Origin of the sequence: Streptomyces sp. NPDC049541, assembly GCF_044465725.1 — a bacterium.
Classification (GTDB): Bacteria; Actinomycetota; Actinomycetes; order Streptomycetales; family Streptomycetaceae; genus Streptomyces.
This window is the reverse complement of record NZ_JBITLY010000001.1, coordinates 32,727-58,541: the sequence shown is the minus strand read 5'-3', so window position 1 is coordinate 58,541 and position 25,815 is coordinate 32,727. Positions and strand designations below refer to the sequence as shown.

Sequence of the window (25,815 nt, the reverse complement as noted above, 5' to 3'; positions counted from 1 at the left end):
GGCGTTAGCCGCTCCGGATTGCGATCGTTTTGTTCATGGCAAAAGAGGCCCGCGTCACAGGGTGACGCGGGCCTCTCGCAGCTCAGTGACACCGGCCCGCCATGCTCGCCTCGCGGCAAGTGGTCGCTCGTAGCGACGAAGGTTGGGCCCGGGGGCTTGGATCGGGCCGGTGCCACACCAAGGCTAACAAACAGATCCCGTAAGGCCATTCCCGTGCCGAGAGTTCATCCGGTTCTTAACTTCGATGGAGCAGCCCCTAGTCCCGGAGCAGGTCGGGGACGGCGTTCGTGTCCGGGTCGTCGCGGTCGGTCGAGACGATGGTCAGCTGCTGGGTCGCGCGGGTGAGGGCGACGTACAGCACCCGCAGGCCGGCCGGGGACTCGTCGGCGATCTCCGCGGGCGAGACGACGACCGTCGCGTCGTACTCCAGGCCCTTCGCCTCCAGGCTGCCGAGGGCCACCACCCGGTCGCCGAGCCCTGCGAGCCAGCGGGCGGCCTCCTCGCGGCGCTGCATGGCGACGACGACGCCGACCGTGCCCTCGACGCGGTCGAGGAGACGGGCGGCCTCCTCGCGGACGGACTGGGCGAGGGAGTCGCGTACGACGGTGAAGCGGGGCTTCACGCCGGTCGACCGTACGGCCGACGGTGACTTCGCGCCCGGCATGGCGAGGGCCAGGACCTTGGAGGCGAGCTCGGCGATCTCGGCCGGGTTGCGGTAGTTGACGGTGAGCTCGAAGCGGCGGCGGGGGCGGGTGCCGAGGGCCTCGTCCCTGGCCTCAGCGGCCTCGTCGACGTCGGACCAGGAGGACTGGGCCGGGTCGCCGACGACGGTCCAGGTGGCGTGCCGGCCGCGGCGGCCGACCATGCGCCACTGCATCGGGGTGAGGTCCTGGGCCTCGTCGACGATGACGTGGGCGTACTCGGTGCGCTCCTGGGCGAGCCGCTCGGCGCGCTCGCGCTGGGACTCCTCACGCACCGGCATCAGCTCCTCGAGGCCGGTGAGCTGGTCGAGCGGGTCCAGTTCGCGCTTCTTCCTGGGGCGGGCCGGGGTGCCGAGGATCGACTGGAGCTCGTCGAGCATGGCGATGTCGTGCACCGAGTGGCCCTCGCGGCGCAGCGAGCGGGCGACCCTGCGGACCTCGCCCGGGTTGAGGATCCGGCGGGCCCAGCGGCCGAGGCGCCGCTCGTCGGCCATGGCGGCGAGGACCGCCTTGGGCGTGAGCTCGGGCCACCAGGCGTCCAGGAAGGTGAGGAAGCTGTCCTCGCCCGACACGTCCTCGTCGAAGGAGGACCGCAGTTCGGCGGCCAGCTCCGGGTCGGTGTGGCGGCCGGCCGCGCCGGACTGCGCCCACAGGGCGTCGAGGAGCAGTTTGCGGGCGCGGGGGCGCAGCAGGTTCACGGGCGCGGTGCCGCCGAGCACGGCCTGGCGGATACGGTTCAGCTCGGCGGCCTCCAACTCCAGACGGCGGCCGAAGGCCACGACCCGCAGGCGGGTGGGCGGGCCGGCGGGGGCTGCGGACGTGTCCGTGGCGTCCTCGCCGAAGGCGAGCTGGCCGGCGGCGGCGCGTCCGGGGTCGGCGGCCGGCCCCAGCTCCAATGCCCCGCGCGCCGCCTTCCGCAGCACCTTGAGCATGCGGTACGAGCCCTTGGCACGGGCCGTGGACGGGGAGTCGTAGAGCGTGGCCTCCGCACCGTCGACGAGCGAGCCGATCGCGCGGATGGCGACCTGGCCCTCCTCGCCGAGGGAGGGCAGGACACCCTCGGTGTAGGCGACGAGCAGGGGGGTCGGGGAGACGATCAGGATGCCGCCCGCGTACCGGCGGCGGTCCTGGTAGAGGAGGTAGGCGGCGCGGTGGAGTGCCACGGCCGTCTTGCCGGTGCCCGGACCGCCCTCGACATACGTCACGGAGGCGGCCGGGGCGCGGATGACCAGGTCCTGTTCGGCCTGGATGGAGGCGACGATGTCCCGCATGGTGTGGCTGCGGGCCTGGCCGAGGGCGGCCATCAGGGCGCCGTCGCCGATGACGGGCAGCTCGTTGCCGTCGAGGAAGGCCTTGAGCTCGGGGCGCATCAGGTCGTCCTCGACGCCGAGCACCTTGCGGCCCTTGGAGCGGATGACACGGCGGCGCACCACCCGCCCGGGGTCGACGGGGGTGGAGCGGTAGAAGGGGGCGGCGGCGGGTGCCCGCCAGTCGATGACGAGCGGCGCGTACTCGGAGTCCAGGACCCCGATCCGGCCGATGTGCAGGGTCTCGGCGATGTCGGCGGTGTCGTCGTCCCGCACGGCACCCTCGGCGGGTTCTACGGCGGTGTAGGCGCCGTCGGGCCCCTTCTTGCCGTCCTTGCCGAGCAGCAGGTCGATGCGCCCGAAGAGGAAGTCCTCGAACTCGTTGTTGAGCCGGTTGAGATGGATTCCGGCCCGGAAGACCTGTGCGTCCCGCTCGGCGAGGGCGCCGGGCGTGCCGACCTGACCGCGCTTGGCCGCGTCGTTCATCAGGAACTCGGCCTCGTGGATCTTCTCCTCGAGTCGCCGGTACACCCGGTCGAGGTGTTCCTGTTCGACGCTGATCTCTCGGTCGCGTACGGAGTCGTGATCCGAGCCGACGGCGGTTTCGGGTTGAGCCTGAGCGGCCACCGGGCCCCCTTCTGACGTGCATGGCAGCCGTCAACCGTACGCGAAGGGGACCCGGCAAAGCTACGTAAGCTACGCGTCGATCTCCACGAGAACTACGCGTCGACCTGGACGAGCTTCTTGCCCTGGAAGGTCATGACCTCGAAGTGGTCGATCTCATTGGGCTTGAGGGCCGCGCCACCCTGGGCGTAGAGCGGTTCCTTCGCCTCCGGTGTCTTGCCGTTCGGGATGCCGTAGCCCCACTTGGGGACCGACCAGGAGGACATGGTCTCGCGCTCGCCGTTCTTGCCGACGGCGATGAGCGAGCACTTCAGCGGGCCCTTGACGTTGCTGAGCTCGACGACACCCCAGGTGCCCCAGTCCTTCTGCTCCATCGCCACGGTCGCCTTGACCTTGGTGGACGCGTCCGTGGCCGAGACCTTGTCGGAGATGGTGCCGAAGGCAGCCTTGGCTCCGGCCGCCAGCGGTGTGGCGGTCGTACCCGAGTCACCGCCGCCGTTGACCGCCATGACACCCAGCGGGCCACCGATGATCAGCGCTGCCGCGGCCGCCACCAGGTAGAAGCCCTTGCGGCGCTTCTGCGCCCGGCGCTCGGCGACCTCGTCGACCAGCTTCTCCGCGAGCCGCGGGCTGGGCCTGGCGGACAGGGACTCCCCGATCGCGGGCGAACCGGTCCCCGGCAGATCCGCGAGGGCGGCGAGCATCGGTTCCATCCCGGCCAGCTCGTCGAGCTGCTGGGCGCACCACTCACAGGTCGCGAGGTGTGCCTCGAAAGCGGTTGCCTCGGCGTCGTCGAGGATGCCGAGAGCGTAGGCGCCGACCGTCTCGTGTTCGCTCGGGCCCGGAGATCCCATCATGGAGCCAGACATACCCGAACCACCTGTACCGAATCCCTGGTTTCCCCCGTAAACACTCATCACGCCGTCACCCCCCGCTCCTCCAGTGCCAGCTTCATCGACCGCAGGGCATAGAACACCCGGGACCGCACCGTGCCGCTGGGAATGCCCAGCGTCTCGGCGGCCTCGTTGACGGTACGCCCCTTGAAATACGTCTCGACGAGCACCTCCCGGTGAGCCGGGGTCAGGTCGTCCAGCGCGTCCGACAGCGTCATCAACCACAGCGCCTTGTCGATCTCGTCCTCCGCGGGGATGACCTCCAGCGGCGACGGATCGACCTCCTGCGGCCGGGCCTGCCGGCTGCGGTGGCCGTCGATGACGATGCGGCGCGCGACCGTCACCAGCCAGGGGCGTACAGATCCGGTCGCCCGATTGAGCTGACCGGCGTTCTTCCAGGCACGGATCAATGTCTCCTGGACCACGTCCTCGGCGCGTTGCCGGTCTCCGGCGACCAGGCGCAGTACGTATGCAAGGAGAGGTCCGGCGTGCTCGCGATAGAGCGCACGCATCAGCTCCTCATCAGGTTCCGAGGGCTGGGACATGCGATGTCGGGCCCTCGATCCACGTTCATTGGCCACGACGGAATCCTTGCGCACGCCCACCTCCGATGTCCGGGGGTTCCCCCAGTCGGTCGCTCCTCCACGGGTACGGATGTGGGCCAGGTCATGTTCAACGTGAGATGACAGTTTTCTTCTGAGTGACGTGACGAGGTGGACATGGGAGCACATTCCCACCTCGTGATCTTTACATTTCCGCCACATTGGCGAGATCGCAACCGCTGCCCATGTCACGGATGAGGTAAACGGTGTGTAATCGAAATCACTTCGACGGCTCCTCCACAGAAGCCGCATACCGGACGTCAGGCGCGCGCCATAGCCGCCCGCCGACGGTGCCGGGCCACCCTTTCCCGGTTCCCACAGACCTCACTGGAGCACCAGCGCCTCCTGCGCCCCCGGGACGAATCCACGTAGACGATCGGACAGTTGTCCCCCTCGCACTGCCGCAGTCCCGCCCGCGCGACGGGGTCCGTGAGGAGCTCCACGGCGTCCCGGGCGATCGCGGCGAGCAGCGCCGCGCACTCGGGCGGACCGTCCAACTCGCGTACGAGCGAGCCGTCCTCGCCACGCACGGCGCGCGGGGCGGGAGGTGAGACACGGGCGATCTCGTTCACACGGGCGAGCGCGATGTCGTACGACGGCCTGAGCAGTGCCGGCGCGAGTCCTGCGTGCACCAACTGCCCGATCTGTCCGCGCAGTTCACGGAAGCGGGTCAGCCAGGACGGGTCGGCGTGGGCCAGCGGGGTGGTCGCGGGGACCAGTCCGGCCCCGGTGATCCAGGCGCACAGCACCTCGAGGGAGTCGAACCGCTCCTCGGGGTGGGTGGTGGCGAGGAGGTCGAGACAGATCCGCCCGGCGTCGAACCGCAGCTCGTACGCGACCGTGGCCGTACCCAGTGCCATGTGCCTGTCACCGCCTGGCTCGGGAACCTGAGGGCTGAAGCAACCGATCCCTCTTACAGTGCCTTCCCGCTCGCGCGGCCGGAACCCCTCGTACCTGCGGTGGGGTGGACGCCTGCTTATGCGGCTGCGCTTCTCGGCGATGTTCCGGGCGCGCAGCCGTCCGTTGACTGGAGGGCATGACACCCCACAGCAGGAGCACGGGATTCGTACTGGGTGCGGCCACGGTCGCGATGGGCCTGATCGCAGGCGTCTACTACATCTTCGCGTGCTGTGTGATGCCGGCGTTGGCCCGCAGCGAGGACCGGGTCTACGTCGAGGTCATGCGGAACATCAACGACGTCATCCAGAACCCGGTGTTCTTCCTCAGTTTCATGGGGGCGCTGCTGGCGGCGGTGTCCTCGTGGCAGCTGCGCGGGCAGCCGTACCGCTGGTGGGTGTGGGCGGCCCTGGCGGCCTACGCGCTCGGCTTCCTCACCACGGTCGCCGTCAACATCCCGCTCAACAACGACCTGGCGAACATGAAGGATCCGACGGCGGCACGGGCGCACTTCGAGCATGTGTGGGTGGCGTGGAATGTGGTGCGGGCGGTTGTGTCGACGGTGGCGGTGGGGTGCTTGGTGCGGGCGCTCATGCTCTACGGCAGGACGGCTTTCAGCCCGTCGTGGGGGTCCCCCCGCTCGAGCGAAGCCGAGAGTGGGGGAGTTTGAGGACGAGGCCGTTCAGGCCGATCGGGGGTCTGGGGGCGGAGCCCCCCAGACACGCCCGCAGGTCACACGTCCGCATACTTCGCGTCAGCGGCGGGATCCAACGCCAGCCGGTACCCCCGCTTCACCACCGTCTGGATCAACTTCGGCGCACCGAGAGCCGTCCGCAGCCGAGCCATGGCGGTCTCCACCGCATGCTCGTCCCGCCCGGCACCGGGCAGCGCCCGCAGCAGCTCGGCCCGGGCCACCACCCACCCCGGCCGCCGCGACAGCGCCCGCAGCAGCGACATCCCGGCGGGCGGTACGGGCTTGAGATCGCCGTCGACGAGGACCGCATGGCCACGGATCTCCACCCGGTGCCCGGCGATGGGCAGGGACCGCGCCCGGTTCGGCAGCTCCTGGCACAGCAGTTGGACGAGCGGACCGAGCCGGAAGCGTTCGGGCTGGACCGTGTCGACGCCGTGGGCCTGCAGCGGCAGGGCGGTGACCGGGCCGACGCAGGCCGGCAGGACGTCGTGGTGGAGCGCGGCGAGCAGCTCGGGCAACAGCCCGCGCTCCTCGGCCCGGTTCAGCAGCGACACGGCGGCGGGCGCGCTGGTGAAGGTGATCGCGTCCAGGCCCCGGGAGACGGCCGCGTCCAGCAGCCGGTCCAGCGGCGCCAGGTCCTCCGGCGGCATCCACCGGTACACCGGAACCCCGACGACCTCCGCTCCCGCGGCCCGCAGCGACTCCACGAACCCGGGCAGCGGCTCGCCGTGCAGCTGTACGGCGATCCGGCGCCCGTCGACGCCCTGCTCGAGCAGCCGGTCCAGCACCTCGGCCATGGACTCGCTCGACGGCGACCACTCCTCGGTCAGCCCGGCGGCCCGTATCGCGCCCTTGACCTTGGGCCCGCGCGCGAGCAGTTCCACGTGCCGCAGCCGGTCGAGGAGCGGCTCGCCGAGCCCCCACCCCTCGGCGGCCTCGACCCACCCGCGGAAGCCGATGGCGGTCGTGGCCACCACCACGTCCGGCGCCTGGCCGATCAGGTCCTTCGTCGCCGCCAGCAGTTCGCTGTCGTCGGCGAGCGGCACGATGCGCAGGGCGGGTGCATGCAGGACGGCGGCTCCCCGTCGCTGCAGCAGCGCGCCCAGCTCGTCGGCACGGCGGGCGGCGGTCACGCCCACCGTGAATCCGGCCAGGGGGCTTTGCCGGCCCGGGTCTGGTCGCTGCTGTTCCTCGTACATGGCTCTCGTCCCGAACTCGAGTCGTCGTACATGCAGTAGTGCGGTACCTACATGCCGAACGAGCCTGTCAACGGTGCGTGACAGGCTCGGTTCGGCTTCATGTCGCTGGTGTTACGTCACACCTCGGCGTAGCTGAGCTGCGGCTTCGCCTCTGTGGCGGCTTCGGACTGCGTCGCGGTGGCCGGGCGGCGAAGGTATACGGCCCAGGTGACCCCGAAGCAGAGGGCGTAGTAGCCGAGGAAGGCGACGAATGCGCCGGTGCCGGAGCCGTAGGAGAGGAAGGACTGCCGGAAGGCCAGGTTGATGCCGACGCCGCCGAGCGCGCCGACCGCACCGATGAGGCCCATGGAGGCGCCGGAGAGCCGGCGTCCGTACTTGGCCGCCTCCTCACCTTCCAGCCCCTTGGCGAGGGCCTTCGTCTGGAAGATGCCGGGGATCATCTTGAACGTGGATCCGTTGCCGATGCCGGCGAGCGAGAACAGCACCACGAAGGCGACGACGAACAGCGGCAGCGACTTCTGCATGCTGGCGACGACCAGGACGGCGGTCGCAGCGCCCATGGCGATGTAGTTGTAGAGCGTGATCTTCGCGCCGCCGTACTTGTCGGCGAGCCAGCCGCCCAACGGACGGATCAGCGAGCCGAGCAGCGGGCCCATGAAGGTGAGGTAGGTGGCCTGCAGCGGCGTACGGCCGAACTGGTTCGTCAGCACCTGCCCGAAGGCGAAGCTGTAGCCGATGAAGGAGCCGAACGTCCCGATGTAGAGGACGGACATGATCCAGGTGTGGGCGTCCTTCACGGCGTCCTTGGCGGCGCCCGTGTCGTTCTTGACGTTCTCGATGTTGTCCATGAACAGGGCGGCGAGGACGGCGGCGACCACGATCAGCGGGATGTAGATCCCGAGCAGCACGCGCGGCCCGCCGCTCGCGCCGATGACCGCGAGGGCCACGAGCTGGATCGCCGCCACGCCGATGTTGCCGCCGCCCGCGTTGAGGCCGAGCGCCCACCCCTTCTTACGGAGCGGGAAGAAGGCGTTGATGTTGGTCATCGAGGAGGCGAAGTTGCCGCCGCCGATGCCGGCCAGCAGACCGATCCAGAGGAAGGTGTCGAAGGACGTGCCCGGCTTCATCACCGCGAACGCGGCGATCGTCGGGATGAGCAGCAGGCTGGCCGAGACGATCGTCCAGTTCCGGCCGCCGAAGATGGCGACGGCGAAGGTGTAGGGGACGCGGACGACCGCGCCGACCAGGGTGACCATCGAGGTCAGCAGGAACTTGTCGGCCGGGGTGAGCCCGTACTCCGGGCCCATGAACAGCACGAGCACGGACCACAGGGTCCAGATCGAGAACCCGATGTGCTCGGAGAGGACGGAGAAGTAGAGGTTCCGCTTGGCGACCTTCTCTCCGGTCTCGTTCCAGAAGGTCTCGTCCTCGGGATCCCACTGCTGGATCCAGCGGCCTCCCCTGCTGGGTGCGGGGGCTGTGCTAGGGGCTGTCATGACGCCTCCACGGTGCTCCGGGGCTCGGTCGTGCTTGGGGCAGCTGAGCGGTGATGAGTCCCGAAGGTAGGGAGGCAGCGTTTCCGGCCTGTGGCACTGGGTGACCGGAAAGGAACTTTGCTCTCACCCCGGGCGGAGCGGGGATGAGAGGTTCTGCGGCCGTGCGTTACGAAGAGCTCCGCATCACGGAGAGGTCTCTGTGAAGGGTCGCTGACACGTCCCGGTACGGATCACCCCACCGGGTGACTCGGATCGACTTTTCACGCCCCGATGCCGTCAGTACTTCAGGGTACTAGTATGGCTACGTACTACACGAAGGTCACCCATGACCTGGCGTCTTGAAATGACAGGGGAGGTGCGCGACTGGCTGCACGCACTCCGCAAGGACGACCGCACCACAGCACGGCTTGTGGGTCAGGCGATCGAGGCACTGACGGAAGAAGGCCCTGACCTCGGACGGCCTCTGGTGGATCGGATCAAGGGTTCCTCCCTGCACCACCTCAAAGAACTGCGCCCTGGGTCCGGCGGAAGCACAGAAATTCGCGTCTTGTTCGCTTTCGACCCGGAGCGCAACGCCGTCCTGCTGGTTGCGGGTGACAAGTCCGGACAATGGACAGAGTGGTACCGGCACGCGATCCCGCTCGCCGAAGAACGCTATGCCTTGTGGCTGGTTCATCTGGCCCGGCGCCATGAGAAGGGGACACAGAAGTGACCAGTTTCCACTCCTGGGACGAGGTCAAGCACGAGATCTTCGACCCCGACGACCTTGACGAAATCGCTGCCGGAGCCCGCCGCATGGTGGCCGAGGCACGAGCCCACCGACTGGCTGAGATGCGTCGGCAACTCGGGCTCACACAACGCGAGATCGCCGATCGCATGCATGTGAGGCAGGAGCGGGTCTCCGCCATCGAGCGCGGCAGGACGGCGTCAACAGAATTGGGAACGGTCGCGGCTTACGTCGCAGCCCTGGGCGGGGAGTTGGAGATCGTGGCCAACTTCAACGGGACCCGGGTCGTAGTCGCCTAGATCCACGTCCCCCACGGCTACGGGTAGGGGTGCGAAGTCACCGACACTCACCGACCGCGGCGGTCTACGGCCGTCAGGTCGATCTCGATGTCGAAGGGCACGGAGACCTTGAGCCTGTCGTGGAAGATGCCGGTCAGGCCGTAGGACTTCGTGGCGGGGTCGAGCTCATAGACGTACACGACGGGGTATCCCTTGTCGTCGTCCTGCTCGACCCGCCAGAAGTGCGGCACACCTGCCGCCGCGTACTTGCGGGGCTTGACCTCACGGTCGCGTTCGCGGGAGTCGTCGGAGACGACTTCGACGGCGAGGATGACGTCCTCGGGCTTGTACCAGGTCTGGTCGGGTCCGGTGGTCGCCTCCAGCGGGAGAACCAGGATGTCCGGCTCGGGCCGGTTCTTCGCATCCAGCTTGACCGTCATCTCCCGCATGACATCCAGGTGATCCGGCGCCTGTCCGAGAAGAGTGTGCTCAAGCAGGCGCATGCACCGAACGTGGAATGCGGTCTGCGGACTCATGAAGACGAGACTCCCGTCGATCAACTCCGTGTGCGGCGGGAGGCCCGGAATCCGGTCGAGGTCGTCCGCGGTCCAGCCCCCGGGGGGCGGGACGGGCCAGCGGTACGCGGGCTCGTCGGCCGGCCCGTCGTCGGATGCGGCGCTCATCGGTGCTCCCATGGGACGGAGTCTCGACTGTCGGTTCAGCGTACCCAAGGAAAATGGTGGCCGGCTCACCTCAACGAGTGATGCCACGGCGGTCGCCGGGGCCGTCGGCAAATCCGCTGGTGAAGCTTCGGAGCTCGGAGTCGGACAGCGCGATGGACCGCGAGCTGGGCCCTGGACATCGGCGGGCGGGCTCCGGCCCTCCGCCACCACGAACTCAGGCACTCGACCGCTACCCTCTGGAACAGGCTGTCGAACTCGCCGTCATCAAGAAACTCCTCGGCCACGCCCACATCGGCGTCACCGCCACCGTCTACGCCCACGTCAGGCTCCGCCTCCAGCGGAACGCCATCGATGCCCTTGGCACCGCGCTCATCGGCCCGGAAGCCACTGGGACGGTCGACGGCGACGAACCGCCACCCTGCGCCGCCCCCGTGCGCTGACGTTGCCATCAACTACTGCCGTCACCCCACGCAGAAGCCCCGCCAGGCGTCGCCTGACGAGGCTTCATATTTGCTGGCGCATACCTTGCCCCGGGAACCGTGCGAGCGCACGATTCAGCAGAGCCTCCCATCAAGATGCCCTCTACGAGACGGGAAGTCGCCACCGGGCGTAGTCACGTGAGATGGAAATCGACCAGACGTCTCCTGCATTCAAGTCGCCAACCGGGCCATTCGACCCAGAAACGACATGAACGATGGCGGACGACTCCTCCGCAGTAAATCTCGAATACCAATCCCGAGACTGATCCTCAATGGATGCCAAGTGAACTCCTTCGCGAGCTATCAAGCCAGACAAAGAGTCCAGAGAAACTCGACTTTCGAATTCTCCATAGAGGCTCTCGATGGCACCCGGGATCACTGGGTCGGGAGTTGAATTGAGCCGGTGCACTTGAATGCTAATTTCAGTACACAGCCACTCCCCGGAGAGCCTCAGGAACGAGAGCTCAACAAGCCCGAAGTCACGGCGCATCCTGCCCTTCCTGACGTCTTGCAGGTAGTCGACACCGAGCGCCTCGTCCCAATCCGCGGGGCGGGAATCAATCCCTACGCCGCAGACCAAACCTTGCTCCAGGACATCGGCGCAGAACCGGAGAGCGCTCATCCCATCTTCTCCAAGTTCTTGATGAGGAAGTGCATTTCAGCCGCGCGATTCTGCTGCATCCCGTACGCCCCGGCGTTCATGTCTTCTCTCACTCTGGTGGCCTTCTGGATGATGTCGGCCCGGAGGCTGGGGTTGGAGTGGATTTCGTCGAGAACCTTCTGAACATCCTTCGCACTCGCGGTTCCATTTCTCAGGCGAATTGGCTCGGCTCCGATTCCTCCCTTGTCGTTCGGGAAGATCCGAACCTCCATGTTTCCAACATGGATGTGAGCGCCCTTCGTCGCCCAGTCCTGGTAGGCGACAGATGCATGAATGCCGCAGTTGCTGTTGTGAACGAGGACCGGAGTCTCCCCCGTCAGCACATAGTACGTGTGGAGGACATGCTCTTCCGAGCTGGGTTTTCGCAGGTCGGCCGCGAGTTGTCAGTCCGTCGCCGTCTGCTGGTGTGCGCTGATGTCCGCCCCGGTTGCCGTCAGCGTTGCCGTCAACCACTCGGGCTCGGCTGAGTAGTTGAGACCGAACCTCCGCATGAGTCCAGCCAGAGCGGGGTGGGTCCCTCCTCGGTCGGGCAGCTTCGCCGTACCAGGGTTCTCCAGGGGCCGCCAAGGCTCACATCGTGACGCTTGCGCTTGGCCTTGGCGGCCCCTGGAGGTTCCTGGTACGCCTCCGGTGGCCGGCCGAGGAGGGACCCACCCCGCGACCCACCTTTCCGCACTACGACGTACCTGCAGACAAACACAAGCCCCGGCCCCCTCCGAGAGAGGGCCGGGGTGTGGGGCGGAGCCCCATGAGTCTTTTCGGTGTGACGCAACTTGCTGCGCTCCGGCGCCCGTTCGGGCCGGGCGCCGGAGCGGGACGAAGGCAGGAGCGGCGGCGCGCGGACCGGGCGGGCGCCGCGCCGCGCATGCGCGGCGCCTTGAACCCACGGGCAGTATGACCCGCACGGCGGGAACGTCCACCAGCGTCAGCGCGGCCATCACAAACGCGAAGCCTCCGGCTGCCGGGCCCAACGTGCTCTACGTCCGTGCGGTCGACAGCGCGGACAACGTGTCGGAGCCGACCAAGTACTTCTTCTACGTCACCCCGCGCGACCAGGCCGACAAACCCGGCGACTTCACGGGTGACCAGCTCCCCGACCTGATGGCGGTCACGGAGGCCGGCAATCTCGCCCTCTACCCGTCCCAAGCGGACAAGGACGACCTGACCAAGGGCACCGGCGACCTCGACTACTCCATGCCGGGCGCCTACCGCGCCAACCCTGACAAGGACCCCAACGGCGACGACCTGCCGCCTTACGTAGCTGCTTCCAACGGACACTTCAAGGACGCGCTGATCTCCCACAACGGTGACATCTACGGCGGCGACGGCCTCCAGGACCTCGTGGTCCGGGTCGAAGACCGCTTGTGGGTCTACCCCGGCGACGGCTACGGCGCGGTCAACACCGACCGCCGCCGGGAGATCCTCCTGCCGTCCGGCGCACCCAGCCCCGCCTCCTTCACGCAAATCGTGGCGGCGGGCGACATCACCCGCGACGGCCGTACGGACTTCTTCGCCACGGTCAAGAACTCCGCCGGAACCGACGACGAACTGTGGGCCTTCACCGGCTACCACGGCGCGACGGTCGACCAGGCGATCCGCCTGTCGGCCTCCTCCTGGAAGGACCGCGACATCGTCCTCGCCCAGGACGTCTCGGGCGACGGACTCGCCGACCTGGTCTATCGCTCGGACGCCTCCGGCCGCCTCCTGCTGCGCAAGGGCATGGCGGCGAGCGCGGGCGGAGTGGACATCAACTCCCTTGCCTCGGCGGCCAATTCGTCCGGTGGTCTGGACTCGGAGTACGGCGCCTCCGGCTGGTCCAGCAGCGACAAGCCGTTCCTGTACGGCACACCCGATGCCAACAAGGACGGCATCCCCGACATCTGGTCCGTACGCGCGGACGGCTCGATCCGCTTCCACGCGGGCGGCAGGACGTCGGTCACCGCTACCGGCACGGAGGCGGTCGGACCCAACGACTACTGGCAAAAGCGGATCGCCATCGGCTGACCCATAGACCGCCGGTGCGGTAACCGGCAGCGCGGCGGACGACCTGTTGTCCGTCAGCGATCCGGGCTCGGCTCCGCGCTGCCGTCCGCCCCCGTTTCGGGCCGCACATGGAGGACGTCCCGGGCCTGATTCGCGGCGCGGGCGATGGCTTCCGAGACGAAGTCGAGGAAGCGGGCGATGTTCTCCAGGCGGACGGCGGCCGGGGTGCCGGGGCCGAGGATGGCTACGCCCTGCCGTGCGGTCTCGGCGACCTGGGCGGTGCTGCGGACGCTGGCCATCATCGACTGGTACCAGACGTCGGAGTCGACGACGTAGCGGTCCCGGCGGCGTGCGTCGCGTTCCCGCCGGACCATGCCCTGTTCCTCGAGGAACGCGACCGCCTTGGAGATGGACGCCGGGCTGACCTTGAGCCGCTCGACGAGTTCGGCGGCTGTGAGGCTGCCCGCGTCGCTGAGGCAGACGGCGGCCAGCACCCGGGCCATCATCTGCGGCGTGCCCGACTGCACGAAGACGGTGGTGAGCGTCTCCTCGTACGCGCGCACCGCCTCGGCATCGCGCCCGTAGGGCTGGGGGGACGCCTGCGCACTGCGGGGCGCGGTCCGCCTGCGGCGGTGGGCGCGGTGTGCCGTCGCGCGGTGGGCGATCTCAGCGCGGTAGGCGGTGGGCCCGCCGTTGCGCAGCACCTCGCGCGTGATGGTCGAGGTCGGGCGGTCCAGGCGTCGGGCGATCTCCGCGTAGGCGAGTCCGTCGGCCAGTCCCAGCGCGATCTGCTGGCGGTCCTGCTGGGTGAGTCTGCCTCCCGGCATCGTCTTCTCCTTCGTACAGGCCTGTTCGGCGCCTCCCACTCTAGCGTTCATTCTCAATCCATTGCAACGAAGAGGGGAGCGGACGTTGCGTTAAATTCTGAACCGTTGCAACGATTTACCTGCCGCAACCTGCAGTTACTGCGTTTCTGCGCAACGGGTCTGTTGCCTGATCCTCGAACGCAACGTAGCTTTTCCATCATCAGAAAAAACGAGCCGGCCGAGCGCCCGCTGCACACGAGGAGAGCACGATGCAGAAGTTCGACACCCCCGTCGCCGTCTCCGCCGTCCTCGACGTCCCCGCCGGACGCGTCGAGTTCATCGCCGCCGACCGGACCGACACCACCGTCGAGATCCGGCCCGCCGACGCCTCCAGGAACCGCGATGTGAAGGCGGCCGAGCAGCTGGAGGCCGACTACCGCGACGGTGTCCTGCGGATCGCGGCGAAGCCGGTGAAGAACCAGTACCTCGGCCCCTCCGGAGCCGTCGAGGTCACCGTCCAGCTGCCCGCCGGCTCCCGGATCGAGGCGAAGGCGGGCAGCGCCGAGCTGCGGACCGTCGGCCGGCTCGGTGACGTCGTCTTCGAAGGCGCCTACCGCCAGGTCAAGATCGACGAGGCCGCGAGCCTGCGCCTCACCGCGGTCGACGGCGATGTCGAGGTCGGCCGGCTGGGCGGACCCGCCGAGATCAGCACCGCACGCGGTGACATCCGGATCACCGAGGCCGTGCGCGGCACGGTGACGCTGCGCACCCAGTCCGGCGACATCTCGGTCGGCGCCGCCGCCGGAGTCTCCGCCGTCCTGGACGCCGGCACCGGCCAGGGCCGTATCAGCAACACCCTCAAGAACGACGGCACCGCCGAGCTCGACATCCGCGCCACCACCACCTCCGGCGACATCACCGCCCGCAGCCTCTGACGCTCGCGGCCTCTCAGCCCTTGAAGGAGCACTCCCCATGACCGACCTGGCCATCGCGGCGACCGGGCTGCGCAAGTCCTACGGCGACAAGACCGTCCTGGACGGCATCGACCTGGCCGTCACGGAAGGAACGATCTTCTCACTGCTCGGCCCCAACGGCGCCGGCAAGACCACCGCAGTCAAGATCCTGTCCACTCTGATCAGCGCCGACGCCGGCGACCTGTGCGTCGGCGGGCACAACCTCGCCACCGACGCGCAGGCCGTGCGCGCCACGATCGGCGTCACCGGGCAGTTCTCCGCCGTCGACAACCTGATCACCGGCGAGGAGAACATGCTCCTGATGGCGGACCTGCACCACCTCTCCAGGCGCGAGGGGCGGCAGGTCACCGCCGAACTGCTGGAGCGCTTCGACCTCACGGAGGCCGCGAAGAAGCCCGCCTCCACCTACTCAGGCGGTATGAAGCGCCGCCTCGACATCGCCATGACCCTGGTCGGCAGTCCGCGGATCATCTTCCTCGACGAGCCGACCACCGGGCTCGACCCCCGCTCACGCCACACCATGTGGCAGATCATCCGCGACCTCGTCACAGACGACGGCGTGACCGTCTTCCTCACCACCCAGTACCTGGAGGAGGCCGACGAGCTCGCCGACCGTATCGCCGTCCTCCACGACGGCAAGATCGCCGCCGAAGGCACCGCCGCCCAGCTCAAGCGGATCGTCCCCGGCGGCCACGTCCGGCTCCGCTTCACCGACCCGGCCGCGTACCAGAGCGCCGCCTCCGCCCTCGGTACGGCGGCCCGGGACGACGAGGCCCTCGCCCTGCAGATCCCCAGCGACGGCAGCCAGCGCGAACTGCGCTCCATCCTCGACTGGCTGGACTCGGCCGGCGTCGAGGCCGACGAGCTGACCGTGCACACCCCCGACCTCGACGACGTCTTCTTCGCCCTGACCAGCAGCACCCGGCCCGAGGAGGCCCTGCGATGAGCACCCCCACCGTTGCCGTCCGCCCGGCCCGGATCTCCCTCGCCGTGCGCGACTCGTCCACGATGCTGCGCCGCAACCTGCTGCACGCCCGGCGCTACCCGTCGCTCACGCTGAACCTGCTGCTCACCCCGGTCATGCTGTTGCTGCTCTTCGTCTACATCTTCGGTGACGCGATGAGCGCGGGCCTCGGCGGCGGCGCCGACCGCTCCGACTACATCGCCTACCTCGTGCCGGGCCTGCTGCTGATGACCGTCGGCTCCACCACGATCGGCACCGCGGTGTCCGTCTCCACGGACATGACCGAGGGCATCATCGCCCGCTTCCGCACCATGGCCATCCACCGCGGCTCGGTGCTCATCGGGCACGTCATCGGCAGCGTCCTGAAGTGCGTGACGAGCGTGGTCCTGGTCGGCGCGGTCGCCGTGGCCATCGGCTTCCGCTCCACCGACGCCACCGTCCTCGACTGGCTCGCGGCCTTCGGCCTGATCGCGCTGTTCGCCCTGGCGCTCACCTGGATCGCGGTCGGGATGGGCCTGGTCAGCCCGAGCGCCGAGGCCGCCGGCAACAACGCGATGCCGCTGATCTTCCTTCCGCTCATCTCCAGCACCTTCGTCCCCCTGCACACCATGCCGGGCTGGTTCCAGCCGATCGCCGAGTACCAGCCCTTCACTCCCGCCATCGAGACCCTGCGCGGCCTCCTCCTCGGCACCCCGGTCGGCCACAACGGCTGGCTCGCCATCGTCTGGTGCGTCGGCCTCGCGGTCCTCGGCTACTTCTGGTCGGCGTCGAAGTTCAACAGCGACCCGAAGTAACCGCCATGACACCGCGGGCCACCCCGCACACCGTCCCACCCCAGGGCGGCGTACACCGACAACAGGTCGGAGTGCGCCGCCCGTTCGTGTCCGGTCAGCGCTTCCGCCGGGCCCCGGCGGGCATGACGTCTGCGTCGACGGCGGGAAACCATCCATCAGAAGGCACCCGCAGCCACGCCTCCTCCGCCGAGAGTTCGGCCGCCGCCCGTCGAAGCGCATCGAATGCCGGGTGCACCAGCCCCTTCCGCCACACAAGTGACACCGGCGACAGCGGCACAGGATCGATCAGGGGCCGCAGCACCCTCCCGGGCATGGCGGGAAAATCCACCACGGCGAGGATCGGGTTGCGCGTCTTGGCCATGATCCGCTCGAACTCCTCCTCCCCCACGGCCAGCGGAACCGGCGGCGCGATCTCGATGCCCCGGCCGTCGAACAGCCGGCGGGCGAGATCCGTCCACTCCGGTGTCCGCGGATTTCCCGCCCCCGCGTACACCGTCTCCCCCGCCAGCGCGGCGAGCGGCACCGCGTCCAGGGCCGCCAGCCGGTGGTCCTCGGGCAGCACGACCGCCATCGGCTCGTAGCGCACGGGCTGGTGCTCCAGCCGGGCCCGCAGCACCGGATCCAGGCCTGCGAAACGGCCGAACGACGCGTCCAGCCGCCCGGCGAGCAGCTCTTCCGCCGCGCCGGTCAGCCCGCTCTCGTAACGCGCCATCAACTCGTGGTCGGGGGCGAGTTCGCGGGCCCGGTGCAGGACACGGCGCGCGGTGGCCGCGCCCCGGTAGTTGAGGTCGACCAGCAGCGGCCTGGCCTGCCCGAACGCGGCCAGCAGCTCGTCCTGCGCCTGAAGCACCCGACGCGCGTACGGCACCAGCCGCTCGCCGTCGGCCGTGAGCGTCACCTGCCGGGTGCTGCGCACGAACAGCTCGGCCCCCAACTCCCGCTCCAGACGCCGCACATCCCGGCTGAGCGCCTGTTGGGCGACGTAGAGCCGGACGGCGGCGCGTGTGAAGTGCAGTTCCTCGGCGACGGCGAGGAAGGCGCGCAGGAGGCGGGGGTCGAGACGGCTGGGCGCGGGCATCCGGTGAACCTACAACAGGACTTACCACACAGGTGCGTGAATAAGTGCGGAGAAGGTGTTGGACCCCTTGATCGCCTCCGGGCGACCGTAGTGCCCATGCCGCAACCGACTCCGCACAGGGCCCCATTGTTCACCGTCACCGCCGACACCCTCGTCGCCGTCGACTTCAGCCCCCGTACCCGCAACCGCCCGCCCGGTCCCTACCGCCGCCTCTTCGCCACCCGGGGCGCCCGTGCCTTCACGTTCGGGAATCTGCTGGCCCGGCTCCCCATGGGCATGTTCAGCGTGAGCGCGGTCGTGATGCTCGCGGGTGCGCGTGGTTCGTACGCCCTGGCCGGCGCCGTCACCGCGACCGGCCTCGCGACGACGGCCGTGGTGGCGCCGTGGACCGCGCGGCTCGTCGACCGGTACGGCCAGGCCCGGATCGGCGTACCCGCCACGGTGATCGCCGCGCTCGGCTCCCTCGCCCTCCTGCTCTGCGTGCACTTCGACGCCCCCGCCTGGACCCTGTTCGCCTGCTACGCCGCCACCGCGACGACCCCGAACATCGGCGGCCTGTCCCGCGCCCGCTGGGCCCACCTGCTGAAGGGCGACGACGGTGCGCTGCACACCGCGAACTCCTTCGAACAGGCCGCCGACGAGATCTGCTTCATGCTGGGCCCGGTCCTCGCGGCCTTCCTGTGCGGGACGTTCTTCCCGGAGGCGGGCACGCTGGTCGGGGCTGTGCTGCTGCTGACCGGCATGCTGCTGTTCACCGCGCAGCGCTCGACCGAGCCGCCGGTACGGCGCCAGGCACGCGCCAGATCCCCGTTCCGCGCGCCGGGCATGCCCCCGCTGCTCGCCGTCTGCCTGGCGATGGGCGCGGTGTTCGGCTCCATGGAGGTCGTCACGATCGCGTTCGCGGACGCACAGGGACACCGCTCGGCAGCGGGCCTCGTGCTCGCGCTGCAGGCAGCCGGTTCGTGCGCGGCGGGCCTGCTGTACGGAGCCCTCAAGCCGACCGGTCCCGCCGATGCCCGCCTGCCGTGGTGCATCGCCGCGATGACCGCCCTGATGACCCTCCCCCTCCTCGCCGCCGCCCTCACCGGCTCGCTCCCGCTGCTGGCCGGTGCGCTGCTGGTCGCGGGCATGGCGACCGCCCCGACCATGGTCACGACGATGACGCTGGTCCAACAGCGCACCCCCGAGGCCCACCTCAACGAGGGCATGACCCTCGCAGTGACCGGCCTGCTCGGCGGAATAGCCTGCGGCTCGGCAACCGGCGGCCAGTTGGTGGACCACCTGTCTCCGACGGCGGGATTCGGAGTACCGGTGACGGCAGCGGCCGCGGCACTGTTGATCGCCGGTGCACACCGCGCCCCGTAAGGGGCGCGGGGAACTGCGCGACAAACCACGACGACGCCGCAGACAATCGACGACCCGTCACCGCCACCCCGCGGAGCATTTCTCGCGCAAGCCATTGACGCACCCTCCGGGTGCACATACCTTCGCCCGTCGAAGCGCTTCGACGTCACGCATCGAATCGATTCGACGACCCCGGATTCACGGATCCGTTCGCCGCGTGACGCCTCGATACCCATCCGGCTCTCCTGGAGGCACGGGATGTTGACGGCACGAAGGCGTGTGATGACGGTCACGGCCGCGCTCCTCGGTGGATCGCTGCTGGTCACCGCATGCGGCGGCTCGGACAGTGGATCCTCAGACGCCAAGACGCTGAAGCTCTGGCACTACGAGGGCCCCGACAGCGCAATGGGCGTGGCCTGGAACGAGGCGATCAAGGAGTTCGAGGCGAAGCACCCGGGCGTGAAGGTGAAGTTCGAGGAGAAGGGCTTCGAACAGATCCAGAAGACGGCGCCCATGATCCTGAACTCCTCGGACGTGCCCGACATCATGGAGTACAACAAGGGCAACGCGACCGCGGGCGTCCTCGCGAAACAGGGCCTGCTGACCGATCTGACGGCCGAGGCCACCAAGCGCGGCTGGGACAAGAAGCTCAGTGCGGGCGTCCGCACGACCAGCATGTACGACACGAACGGCGTGATGGGCTCCGGCAACTGGTACGGCGTGCCCAACTACGCCGAGTACACGATGGTCTTCTACAACAAGGACCTCTTCAAGAAGTACGGGATCACCGAGCCGAAGACGTTCGACGAACTGACGGCCGCCATGGACAAGTTCGTCGCCAAGGGCGTCACCCCGCTCGCCAACGCGGGCGCCGAGTACATGGCCCAGCAGTACCTCTACCAGCTGGCCCTCTCCAAGGCCGACCGCTCCTGGGTCGACAAGTACGAGCTGTACAAGGGCAAGACCGACTTCCACGACACGGCCTGGACCTACGCGGCGAACACCTTCGCCGACTGGGTGAAGAAGGGCTACATCAGCAAGAAGTCCACCAGCACCAAGGCCGAGGACGCGGGCGTCTCCTGGATCCAGGGCAAGGCGCCGATCCTGTTCTCCGGCAGCTGGTGGTACGGCCGCTTCCAGCAGGAGGCCAAGTTCGACTGGGACACCAGCCTGTGGCCCGGCTCGAACCTGACCCTGGGCTCCGGCGGGAACATCTGGGTCGTCCCCAAGAACGCCAGGAACAAGGACCTGGCCTACGACTTCATCGACATCACCATGTCGAAGAAGATCCAGAACCTGCTCGGCAACAAGGGCGGCATCCCGGTCGCGGCCGACACCTCCGCCATCACGGACCCGAAGTCCAAGCAGCTCATCGCCAACTTCAACACCCTCAGCGGGCGTGACGGCCTGGCCTTCTACCCGGACTGGCCGGTGAACGGCTTCTACGATGTCCTCGTCTCCGAGACGCAGAAGCTGATGACGGGCAGCGAGAAACCGGACGCCTACCTCAGCGCACTGCAGCAGGCCTACGACAAGGGCGCGCCGACGAAATGACGGTGACCGTCGAACGGGGTGCGCGGGCCGTCGGCAAGCCCCCGGACGCAGGCCCGCGCCGCCCCCGTACCCGCGACTCGTACGCCCTGTTCCTGCTCCCCGGCATCCTGGCCTTCACGGCGATCATCCTCGTCCCGTTCCTGATGAACACGGGCGTCAGCTTCACCCAGTGGCAGGGCATCGGCAGCCCCAAGTGGACCGGGCTCGCCAACTACCGCGAACTGATGGACGATGCGGAGTTCTGGGCGTCGTTCCGGCACAGCCTGTTCATGGTCGTCGCCATGGCGGCCGTACCGACGATGATCGGTCTCGTCCTGGCGGCCGCGCTGTTCGACTACATCGGCAAGCACTTCGGATCCAGGTGGGCCGCGGTGCTGCGCGCCTGCTTCTACCTCCCGCAGGTGCTGCCGATCGCGGTCGCCGGGATCGTCTGGAGCTGGATCCTCGCCCCCGACAACGGCTCCCTGAACGAGCTGCTGAAGGCGGTCGGTCTCGGCAGCTGGCAGCAGGACTGGCTCGGCGATCCCGACATCGCGCTGTACAGCGTCATGGGGGTGATGGTCTGGGTGCAGATCGGCTTCCCGCTGGTGGTGTTCATGGCGGGCCTGCAGCGCGTCGACCCGCAGCTGTACGAGGCGGCCGAGCTGGACGGCGCGGGCTGGTGGCGCCGCTTCTGGCACATCACGCTGCCGCAGATCCGCCCGGAGATCTACGTCGTCCTGACCTGGTGCACGATCGCCGCGCTCAAGGTGTTCGGTGCTGTGTACGTGCTGACCAAGGGCGGCCCGGGCGGCGCGACGGACGTCCCGTCCTACTTCTCCTTCTCCACGTTCTTCGAGAAGACCCAGGTCGGCTACGGCGCGGCGATCTCCACGATCCTCACGGTGATCATCCTGGTGCTCGCCCTCGTCCTCCTGAAGCTCCAGACCCGCGACGAGGAAGGGGACCGCGCATGACGACCGCCCTGCGCCGCTACCCGGTGCTGATCGCGCTGTGCATCGCCGCCCTGTTCATGGTGGTCCCGTTCCTGATCGTCGCCGTCAACGCGTTCAAGTCGCCGGCCGAGTACTCCCAGCACGGCCCGCTCAGTGTGCCCGAGGGCCTGTACCTGGACGGCCTGAAGAGCTTCTGGCAGCGCGTCGACTTCGGCCAGAAGCTGGTCAACTCGGTGCTGATCAGCGGCTCGGTGGCGGTGCTCGCGGTGATCCTGTCCGTCCTGAACGCGTACGCCATCGGGATCGGCCGGATCAAGGGCCGCACCTGGGTCCTGGCCTTCTTCGTGCTCGCCAACGTGCTGCCGCAGGAGGCGCTGGTCTACCCGATCTACTACCTGGCCAAGCAAGCCGGCCTGTACGACACCAGGCTGAGCGTGATCATCGTCTTCACGGTGATCCAGGCGGCCTTCGGCACGTATCTGCTCTCGTCGGTGCTGGGCCAGTTCCCGCGCGAGATCATCGAGGCGGCCCGTATCGACGGTGCGAACAAGTGGCAGGTGCTGTGGCGGATCGTCGTGCCGGTCAGCCGGCCGACCATCGGCGTGCTCCTGGTCTTCTTCTTCATCTGGACCTGGAACGAGTTCCTGCTCCCCCTGGTCATGCTGATCTCCAACGACAACCAGACGGTGTCGGTGGCCCTCGGCGTCCTCCAGGGCCAGCGCCTGATGGACGCCACGATGACCAACGCGGCGGCCCTGCTCGGCGTCCTCCCGGCGATCGTGTTCTTCCTCGTCTTCCAGCGGACCCTCACCCGCGGCATCGCCGTAGGTGCTGTCAAGTAAGGACCCCCCACGTGAAGTTCACCGATGGTTACTGGCTGCTGCGCGAGGGAGTCACCGCGGCCCACCCCGTCGAGGTCCTCGACGTCACCGCCACGGACGGCTCGCTGGAGATCCATGCGCCGACCCAGCCCATCCGCCACCGCGGCGACCTGCTGAAGGGACCGGTCGTGACGATCAGCGCGCACACGCCGATGCCCGACGTCATCGGCCTCACCTTCACCCACTTCGAGGGCGAGCAGCCGCGCGGCCCCGAATTCGACCTCGTCCAGCACGAGTTCATGCCGCAGGTCGGATACGACGACGAGCACGCGACCCTCACCTCCGGCGCCCTGTCGGTCCGAGTGGCCCGTACCGGCTCCTGGCACGTCGACTTCCTCGCCGACGGCCGCACCCTCACCTCCAGCGGCCCCAAGGGCATGGGCATCATGCGGAACGCGGAGGGGGCGCACTACCTGCGGGAACAGCTGGGCCTCGGGGTCGGTACGTCCGTCTACGGCCTCGGCGAGCGCTTCGGCCCGCTCGTCAAGAACGGCCAGGTCGTCGACATCTGGAACGCCGACGGCGGCACCGCCACCGAGCAGGCCTACAAGAACGTCCCGTTCTATCTGACGGACGCGGGCTACGGCGTCTTCGTCGACCACCCGGGCAAGGTGTCCTTCGAGGTCGGCTCGGAGGCGGTGTCCCGGGTCCAGTTCAGCGCCGAGACCCAGGAGCTGACGTACTACGTCATCTACGGCCCCAGCCCCAAGGAGATCCTCCGCAAGTACACGGCCCTCACCGGCCGCCCCGCCCTGCCGCCCGCCTGGTCCTTCGGCCTGTGGCTGTCGACGTCCTTCACGACCTCGTACGACGAGGAGACGGTGACGTCCTTCATCGAGGGCATGCGGGAGCGTGAACTCCCGCTGTCCGTCTTCCACTTCGACTGCTTCTGGATGCGCGAGTTCCAGTGGTGCGACTTCCAGTGGGACCCGCGGGTCTTCCCCGACCCGGAGGGCATGCTGGCCCGGCTGAAGGCGCGTGGCCTGCGCGTCTGCGTCTGGATCAACCCGTACATCGCCCAGCGCTCCCCTCTCTTCGCGGAGGGCAAGGCACTCGGCCATCTGCTGAGACGGCCCGACGGGAGCGTCTGGCAGTGGGACATGTGGCAGCCGGGCATGGCGCTGGTCGACTTCACCAGCCCGGCCGCCCGCGACTGGTACGCCTCGAAGCTGGAGGCGCTGCTCGCGCAGGGCGTCGACTGCTTCAAGACCGACTTCGGCGAGCGGGTGCCCGTCGACGTGGCGTGGTCCGACGGCTCCGATCCGGAGCGGATGCACAACTACTACACGTACCTCTACAACCGCACCGTCTTCGACGTGCTGCGCAAGCACCGCGGCGAGGGCGAGGCCGTGCTCTTCGCGCGCTCGGCGACGACCGGCAGCCAGAAGTTCCCGGTGCACTGGGGCGGCGACTGCGAGGCGACGTACGAGTCGATGGCCGAGTCGCTGCGCGGCGGGCTCTCGCTCGGCCTGTCCGGCTTCGGCTACTGGAGCCATGACATCGGCGGCTTCGAGGGCACCCCGACCCCCGCCCTGTTCAAGCGGTGGCTGGCCTTCGGACTGCTGTCCTCCCACAGCCGGCTGCACGGCAGCTCCTCCTACCGCGTGCCCTGGCTGTTCGACGAGGAGTCGGTGGACGTGCTGCGCCAGTTCACCCGGCTGAAGCTGCAGCTCATGCCGTATCTGTACGAGGCCGCGCGCACCGCCCACACCGAGGGCGTGCCCATGATGCGGGCGATGGTGCTGGAGTTCCCGGACGATCCGGGGTGCGCGCATCTGGAGCGGCAGTACATGCTCGGGCCGGCTCTGCTGGTCGCGCCGGTCTTCGACGACGAGGGGGATGTGTCCTACTACGTGCCCGAGGGCACGTGGACGCACTTCCTGAGCGGGCGGACGGTGACCGGGCCGCGCTGGGTGCGCGAACGCCACGGCTTCCTGAGCGTGCCCCTGCTGGTACGGCCGGGGACGGTGATCCCGCTGGGCGCCGTGGCCGACCGCCCTGACTACGACCATGCCGACGGGGTCACCCTGCGGGCCTACGGCCTGGAGCGGGGCGCGCAGGTGACGGTGCAGGTGGGGGACGTGACCTTCACCGTCGTACGCGAAGGGGACACACTGCGGGCCTCGTGCAGTGAGCCGGTGGCGGAGTGGAGCCTGGCCGCCGGGGAGCGGACGGCGCGGGCGCAGGCCGGCACCGGGTTCCTCTCCCTGGAGCTGCGCTGATGGTGAAGATCACCGATGTGGCGCGGCACGCCGGGGTCTCCCCCAGCACCGTGTCGTACGCGCTCAGCGGCAAGCGCCCGATCTCCGAGGAGACCCGGCAGCGGGTCGAGGCGGCCGCCCGCGAGCTGGGCTACCGGCCGCACGCCGGAGCCCGCGCCCTGGCCAGCAGCAGGTCGAACGTCCTGGCCCTCGTGATCCCCTTACGGGCGGGCATCCACGTCCCGGTGGTGATGCAGTTCGCGGTGTCGGTGGTGACGACGGCCCGCAAGCACGACCACGACGTGCTGCTGCTGACGCAGGAGGAGGGCGAGGAGGGGCTCAGGCGGGTGGCGGACACAGCGCTGGTGGACGCACTGATCGTGATGGACGTCCAGCTCCGTGAGCCGCGTCTGCCGTTGCTGCGCTCGCTGGAACGGCCGTCCGTGCTGATCGGCTTCCCGGCCGACTCCGAGGGTCTGACCTGCATCGACCTCGACTTCAAGGCGGCCGGTGAGGCGTGCGTGGAGCATCTGGCGCGGTTCGGGCACCGGGTGGTGGCGCTGGTCGGGTCGCCGCCGGAGGTGTACGTGCGGCAGACCGCGTTCGCCCAGCGGGTGGTGCAGGGCTTCACGGCCGCCGCCGACCGCAGCGGACTGTCCTCCTCCGTGCACCCCTGCGAGGCCTCGCCCGCGGCCGCCCGACTGGTGGCCGAGCAGCTGCTGCGCGAACACCCCGCGTTGACCGGGGTCGTCGTCCACAACGAGCCGATCCTCGAACCGCTCATCGAGGCCTTCGAGCAGCTGGGCCTGCGGGTGCCCGGCGACCTCTCCGTCACCGCCATCTGCCCGGACGAACTCGCCGAGTCCGTCCGTGTCCCCGTCACCTCCGTCGCCCTGCCCTCCGCCGAGGTGGGCGAGCGCGCGGTGGAGCTCCTGATGAAGAAGCTCGGCGGCAGCGCCGTGCCCGAGGCCACGCTGCTGCCGCCGCGGCTGACGGAGCGGGCGAGCACCATGCCACGCAGTGCCTGAACCAACTCACCTGTGCAAGGCCCTACTTGAAG

Annotated in this window: 23 protein-coding genes and 1 pseudogene; 14 read left to right on the top strand and 10 right to left on the bottom strand. The window is 68.9% G+C overall.

Annotated features, from left to right (window positions below; all coding sequences use genetic code 11):
- Positions 1 to 256 precede the first annotated feature (256 nt).
- The 4 genes from ACIBW9_RS00235 to ACIBW9_RS00220 all read right to left on the bottom strand — a co-directional run bounded on the left by ACIBW9_RS00235 (position 257) and on the right by ACIBW9_RS00220 (position 4,987).
- Positions 257 to 2,635 (bottom strand): HelD family protein, encoded by a 2,379-nt coding sequence (locus ACIBW9_RS00235; protein WP_398949657.1) that lies wholly within the window; start codon positions 2,633 to 2,635, stop codon positions 257 to 259.
- Positions 2,636 to 2,727: 92 nt separating this feature from the next.
- Positions 2,728 to 3,501: an anti-sigma factor family protein gene (locus ACIBW9_RS00230; protein WP_398949655.1), complete on the bottom strand. Its 774-nt coding sequence runs from the start codon at positions 3,499 to 3,501 to the stop codon at positions 2,728 to 2,730.
- A 47-nt stretch (positions 3,502 to 3,548) separates the two neighbouring features.
- A complete protein-coding gene (locus ACIBW9_RS00225; protein ID WP_010039908.1) occupies positions 3,549 to 4,070 on the bottom strand; it encodes a sigma-70 family RNA polymerase sigma factor in 522 nt (173 codons plus the stop codon).
- A gap of 317 nt (positions 4,071 to 4,387) precedes the next feature.
- Positions 4,388 to 4,987 (bottom strand): CGNR zinc finger domain-containing protein, encoded by a 600-nt coding sequence (locus ACIBW9_RS00220; RefSeq protein ID WP_398949653.1) that lies wholly within the window; start codon positions 4,985 to 4,987, stop codon positions 4,388 to 4,390.
- A gap of 176 nt (positions 4,988 to 5,163) precedes the next feature.
- Here ACIBW9_RS00220 and ACIBW9_RS00215 point away from each other — a divergent pair, with 176 nt between their 5' ends.
- Positions 5,164 to 5,694, top strand: a complete 531-nt coding sequence (locus ACIBW9_RS00215; RefSeq protein ID WP_398949651.1) for a DUF1772 domain-containing protein — start codon at positions 5,164 to 5,166, stop codon at positions 5,692 to 5,694.
- Between the two features lie 62 nt (positions 5,695 to 5,756).
- On the opposite strand, the gene ACIBW9_RS00210 is transcribed toward ACIBW9_RS00215, so the two are convergent.
- The gene (locus ACIBW9_RS00210) at positions 5,757 to 6,917 is read right to left on the bottom strand and encodes a uroporphyrinogen-III synthase (RefSeq protein ID WP_398949649.1); all 1,161 of its coding nucleotides are present in this window, start codon (positions 6,915 to 6,917) and stop codon (positions 5,757 to 5,759) included.
- Positions 6,918 to 7,033: 116 nt separating this feature from the next.
- Positions 7,034 to 8,413 (bottom strand): nitrate/nitrite transporter, encoded by a 1,380-nt coding sequence (locus ACIBW9_RS00205; protein ID WP_398949647.1) that lies wholly within the window; start codon positions 8,411 to 8,413, stop codon positions 7,034 to 7,036.
- A gap of 325 nt (positions 8,414 to 8,738) precedes the next feature.
- On the opposite strand from ACIBW9_RS00205, the gene ACIBW9_RS00200 reads away from it, so the two are divergent.
- The gene (locus ACIBW9_RS00200) at positions 8,739 to 9,125 is read left to right on the top strand and encodes a type II toxin-antitoxin system RelE/ParE family toxin (protein ID WP_398949645.1); all 387 of its coding nucleotides are present in this window, start codon (positions 8,739 to 8,741) and stop codon (positions 9,123 to 9,125) included.
- Entirely contained in the window at positions 9,122 to 9,439 is a 318-nt protein-coding gene (locus ACIBW9_RS00195) for a helix-turn-helix domain-containing protein (protein ID WP_398949643.1), read from the top strand. Before ACIBW9_RS00200 ends, ACIBW9_RS00195 begins: the two co-directional genes overlap by 4 nt.
- Before the next feature lie 47 nt (positions 9,440 to 9,486).
- Here the strand turns inward: ACIBW9_RS00195 and ACIBW9_RS00190 are convergent, their stop codons facing one another.
- Entirely contained in the window at positions 9,487 to 10,101 is a 615-nt protein-coding gene (locus tag ACIBW9_RS00190; RefSeq protein WP_398949641.1) for a Uma2 family endonuclease, read from the bottom strand.
- A gap of 119 nt (positions 10,102 to 10,220) precedes the next feature.
- Here ACIBW9_RS00190 and ACIBW9_RS00185 point away from each other — a divergent pair, with 119 nt between their 5' ends.
- Positions 10,221 to 10,541 carry a hypothetical protein gene (locus ACIBW9_RS00185; RefSeq protein WP_398949639.1) on the top strand — a complete coding sequence of 107 codons (321 nt, stop codon included), beginning with the start codon at positions 10,221 to 10,223 and terminating at the stop codon, positions 10,539 to 10,541.
- A gap of 657 nt (positions 10,542 to 11,198) precedes the next feature.
- Here the strand turns inward: ACIBW9_RS00185 and ACIBW9_RS00180 are convergent.
- On the bottom strand, positions 11,199 to 11,564 hold the full coding sequence (locus tag ACIBW9_RS00180; protein WP_398949637.1) for a hypothetical protein: 366 nt from the start codon (positions 11,562 to 11,564) through the stop codon (positions 11,199 to 11,201).
- 568 nt (positions 11,565 to 12,132) lie between these two features.
- Between ACIBW9_RS00180 and ACIBW9_RS00175 the strand changes: the two are divergent.
- Positions 12,133 to 13,245 (top strand): annotated as a pseudogene (locus ACIBW9_RS00175) (hypothetical protein); the annotation flags it as partial.
- Between the two features lie 53 nt (positions 13,246 to 13,298).
- Here ACIBW9_RS00175 and ACIBW9_RS00170 read toward each other — a convergent pair.
- Positions 13,299 to 14,051, bottom strand: coding sequence for a helix-turn-helix domain-containing protein (locus ACIBW9_RS00170; RefSeq protein ID WP_398952016.1), 753 nt, complete (start codon positions 14,049 to 14,051; stop codon positions 13,299 to 13,301).
- Positions 14,052 to 14,299: 248 nt separating this feature from the next.
- On the opposite strand from ACIBW9_RS00170, the gene ACIBW9_RS00165 reads away from it, so the two are divergent.
- Genes ACIBW9_RS00165 through ACIBW9_RS00155 form a run of 3 tightly spaced genes read left to right on the top strand, consistent with a single transcriptional unit; the run spans position 14,300 to position 16,762 of the window.
- A complete protein-coding gene (locus ACIBW9_RS00165; RefSeq protein ID WP_398949635.1) occupies positions 14,300 to 14,965 on the top strand; it encodes a DUF4097 family beta strand repeat-containing protein in 666 nt (221 codons plus the stop codon).
- 37 nt (positions 14,966 to 15,002) lie between these two features.
- Positions 15,003 to 15,950 (top strand): ATP-binding cassette domain-containing protein, encoded by a 948-nt coding sequence (locus tag ACIBW9_RS00160; protein ID WP_398949633.1) that lies wholly within the window; start codon positions 15,003 to 15,005, stop codon positions 15,948 to 15,950.
- The gene (locus ACIBW9_RS00155; protein ID WP_398949631.1) at positions 15,947 to 16,762 is read left to right on the top strand and encodes an ABC transporter permease; all 816 of its coding nucleotides are present in this window, start codon (positions 15,947 to 15,949) and stop codon (positions 16,760 to 16,762) included. Before ACIBW9_RS00160 ends, ACIBW9_RS00155 begins: the two co-directional genes overlap by 4 nt.
- Before the next feature lie 94 nt (positions 16,763 to 16,856).
- Here ACIBW9_RS00155 and ACIBW9_RS00150 read toward each other — a convergent pair whose 3' ends face one another.
- Positions 16,857 to 17,840, bottom strand: a complete 984-nt coding sequence (locus tag ACIBW9_RS00150) for a LysR family transcriptional regulator (RefSeq protein ID WP_398949629.1) — start codon at positions 17,838 to 17,840, stop codon at positions 16,857 to 16,859.
- Positions 17,841 to 17,936: 96 nt separating this feature from the next.
- On the opposite strand from ACIBW9_RS00150, the gene ACIBW9_RS00145 reads away from it, so the two are divergent.
- From ACIBW9_RS00145 to ACIBW9_RS00120, 6 genes are all read left to right on the top strand, one after another.
- Entirely contained in the window at positions 17,937 to 19,205 is a 1,269-nt protein-coding gene (locus tag ACIBW9_RS00145) for an MFS transporter (RefSeq protein ID WP_398949627.1), read from the top strand.
- A 237-nt stretch (positions 19,206 to 19,442) separates the two neighbouring features.
- Positions 19,443 to 20,738: an ABC transporter substrate-binding protein gene (locus tag ACIBW9_RS00140; protein WP_398949625.1), complete on the top strand. Its 1,296-nt coding sequence runs from the start codon at positions 19,443 to 19,445 to the stop codon at positions 20,736 to 20,738.
- Positions 20,735 to 21,694 carry a carbohydrate ABC transporter permease gene (locus ACIBW9_RS00135; RefSeq protein WP_398949623.1) on the top strand — a complete coding sequence of 320 codons (960 nt, stop codon included), beginning with the start codon at positions 20,735 to 20,737 and terminating at the stop codon, positions 21,692 to 21,694. Before ACIBW9_RS00140 ends, ACIBW9_RS00135 begins: the two co-directional genes overlap by 4 nt.
- Entirely contained in the window at positions 21,691 to 22,515 is an 825-nt protein-coding gene (locus tag ACIBW9_RS00130) for a carbohydrate ABC transporter permease (RefSeq protein ID WP_398949621.1), read from the top strand. The genes ACIBW9_RS00135 and ACIBW9_RS00130 overlap by 4 nt, the downstream gene beginning before the upstream one ends.
- An 11-nt stretch (positions 22,516 to 22,526) precedes the next feature.
- The gene (gene yicI, locus ACIBW9_RS00125; RefSeq protein ID WP_398949619.1) at positions 22,527 to 24,776 is read left to right on the top strand and encodes an alpha-xylosidase; all 2,250 of its coding nucleotides are present in this window, start codon (positions 22,527 to 22,529) and stop codon (positions 24,774 to 24,776) included.
- A complete protein-coding gene (locus ACIBW9_RS00120) occupies positions 24,776 to 25,783 on the top strand; it encodes a LacI family DNA-binding transcriptional regulator (protein WP_398949617.1) in 1,008 nt (335 codons plus the stop codon). Before yicI ends, ACIBW9_RS00120 begins: the two co-directional genes overlap by 1 nt.
- Positions 25,784 to 25,815 lie beyond the last annotated feature (32 nt).

Excerpts from the sequence above, each read along its gene's own strand:
- ACIBW9_RS00210 (WP_398949649.1), bottom strand. The coding sequence starts at position 6,917 with ATGTACGAGGAACAGCAGCGACCAGACCCGGGCCGGCAAAGCCCCCTG.
- ACIBW9_RS00230 (WP_398949655.1), bottom strand. The coding sequence starts at position 3,501 with ATGTCTGGCTCCATGATGGGATCTCCGGGCCCGAGCGAACACGAGACG.
- ACIBW9_RS00120 (WP_398949617.1), top strand. The coding sequence starts at position 24,776 with ATGGTGAAGATCACCGATGTGGCGCGGCACGCCGGGGTCTCCCCCAGC.
- ACIBW9_RS00140 (WP_398949625.1), top strand. The coding sequence starts at position 19,443 with ATGTTGACGGCACGAAGGCGTGTGATGACGGTCACGGCCGCGCTCCTC.
- ACIBW9_RS00215 (WP_398949651.1), top strand. The coding sequence starts at position 5,164 with ATGACACCCCACAGCAGGAGCACGGGATTCGTACTGGGTGCGGCCACG.
- ACIBW9_RS00155 (WP_398949631.1), top strand. The coding sequence starts at position 15,947 with ATGAGCACCCCCACCGTTGCCGTCCGCCCGGCCCGGATCTCCCTCGCC.
- ACIBW9_RS00160 (WP_398949633.1), top strand. The coding sequence starts at position 15,003 with ATGACCGACCTGGCCATCGCGGCGACCGGGCTGCGCAAGTCCTACGGC.
- ACIBW9_RS00135 (WP_398949623.1), top strand. The coding sequence starts at position 20,735 with ATGACGGTGACCGTCGAACGGGGTGCGCGGGCCGTCGGCAAGCCCCCG.
- ACIBW9_RS00220 (WP_398949653.1), bottom strand. The coding sequence starts at position 4,987 with ATGGCACTGGGTACGGCCACGGTCGCGTACGAGCTGCGGTTCGACGCC.
- ACIBW9_RS00200 (WP_398949645.1), top strand. The coding sequence starts at position 8,739 with ATGACCTGGCGTCTTGAAATGACAGGGGAGGTGCGCGACTGGCTGCAC.
- ACIBW9_RS00170 (WP_398952016.1), bottom strand. The coding sequence starts at position 14,051 with ATGCCGGGAGGCAGACTCACCCAGCAGGACCGCCAGCAGATCGCGCTG.
- ACIBW9_RS00190 (WP_398949641.1), bottom strand. The coding sequence starts at position 10,101 with ATGAGCGCCGCATCCGACGACGGGCCGGCCGACGAGCCCGCGTACCGC.
- ACIBW9_RS00225 (WP_010039908.1), bottom strand. The coding sequence starts at position 4,070 with ATGTCCCAGCCCTCGGAACCTGATGAGGAGCTGATGCGTGCGCTCTAT.
- ACIBW9_RS00205 (WP_398949647.1), bottom strand. The coding sequence starts at position 8,413 with ATGACAGCCCCTAGCACAGCCCCCGCACCCAGCAGGGGAGGCCGCTGG.
- ACIBW9_RS00165 (WP_398949635.1), top strand. The coding sequence starts at position 14,300 with ATGCAGAAGTTCGACACCCCCGTCGCCGTCTCCGCCGTCCTCGACGTC.
- ACIBW9_RS00145 (WP_398949627.1), top strand. The coding sequence starts at position 17,937 with ATGCCGCAACCGACTCCGCACAGGGCCCCATTGTTCACCGTCACCGCC.
- ACIBW9_RS00150 (WP_398949629.1), bottom strand. The coding sequence starts at position 17,840 with ATGCCCGCGCCCAGCCGTCTCGACCCCCGCCTCCTGCGCGCCTTCCTC.
- ACIBW9_RS00130 (WP_398949621.1), top strand. The coding sequence starts at position 21,691 with ATGACGACCGCCCTGCGCCGCTACCCGGTGCTGATCGCGCTGTGCATC.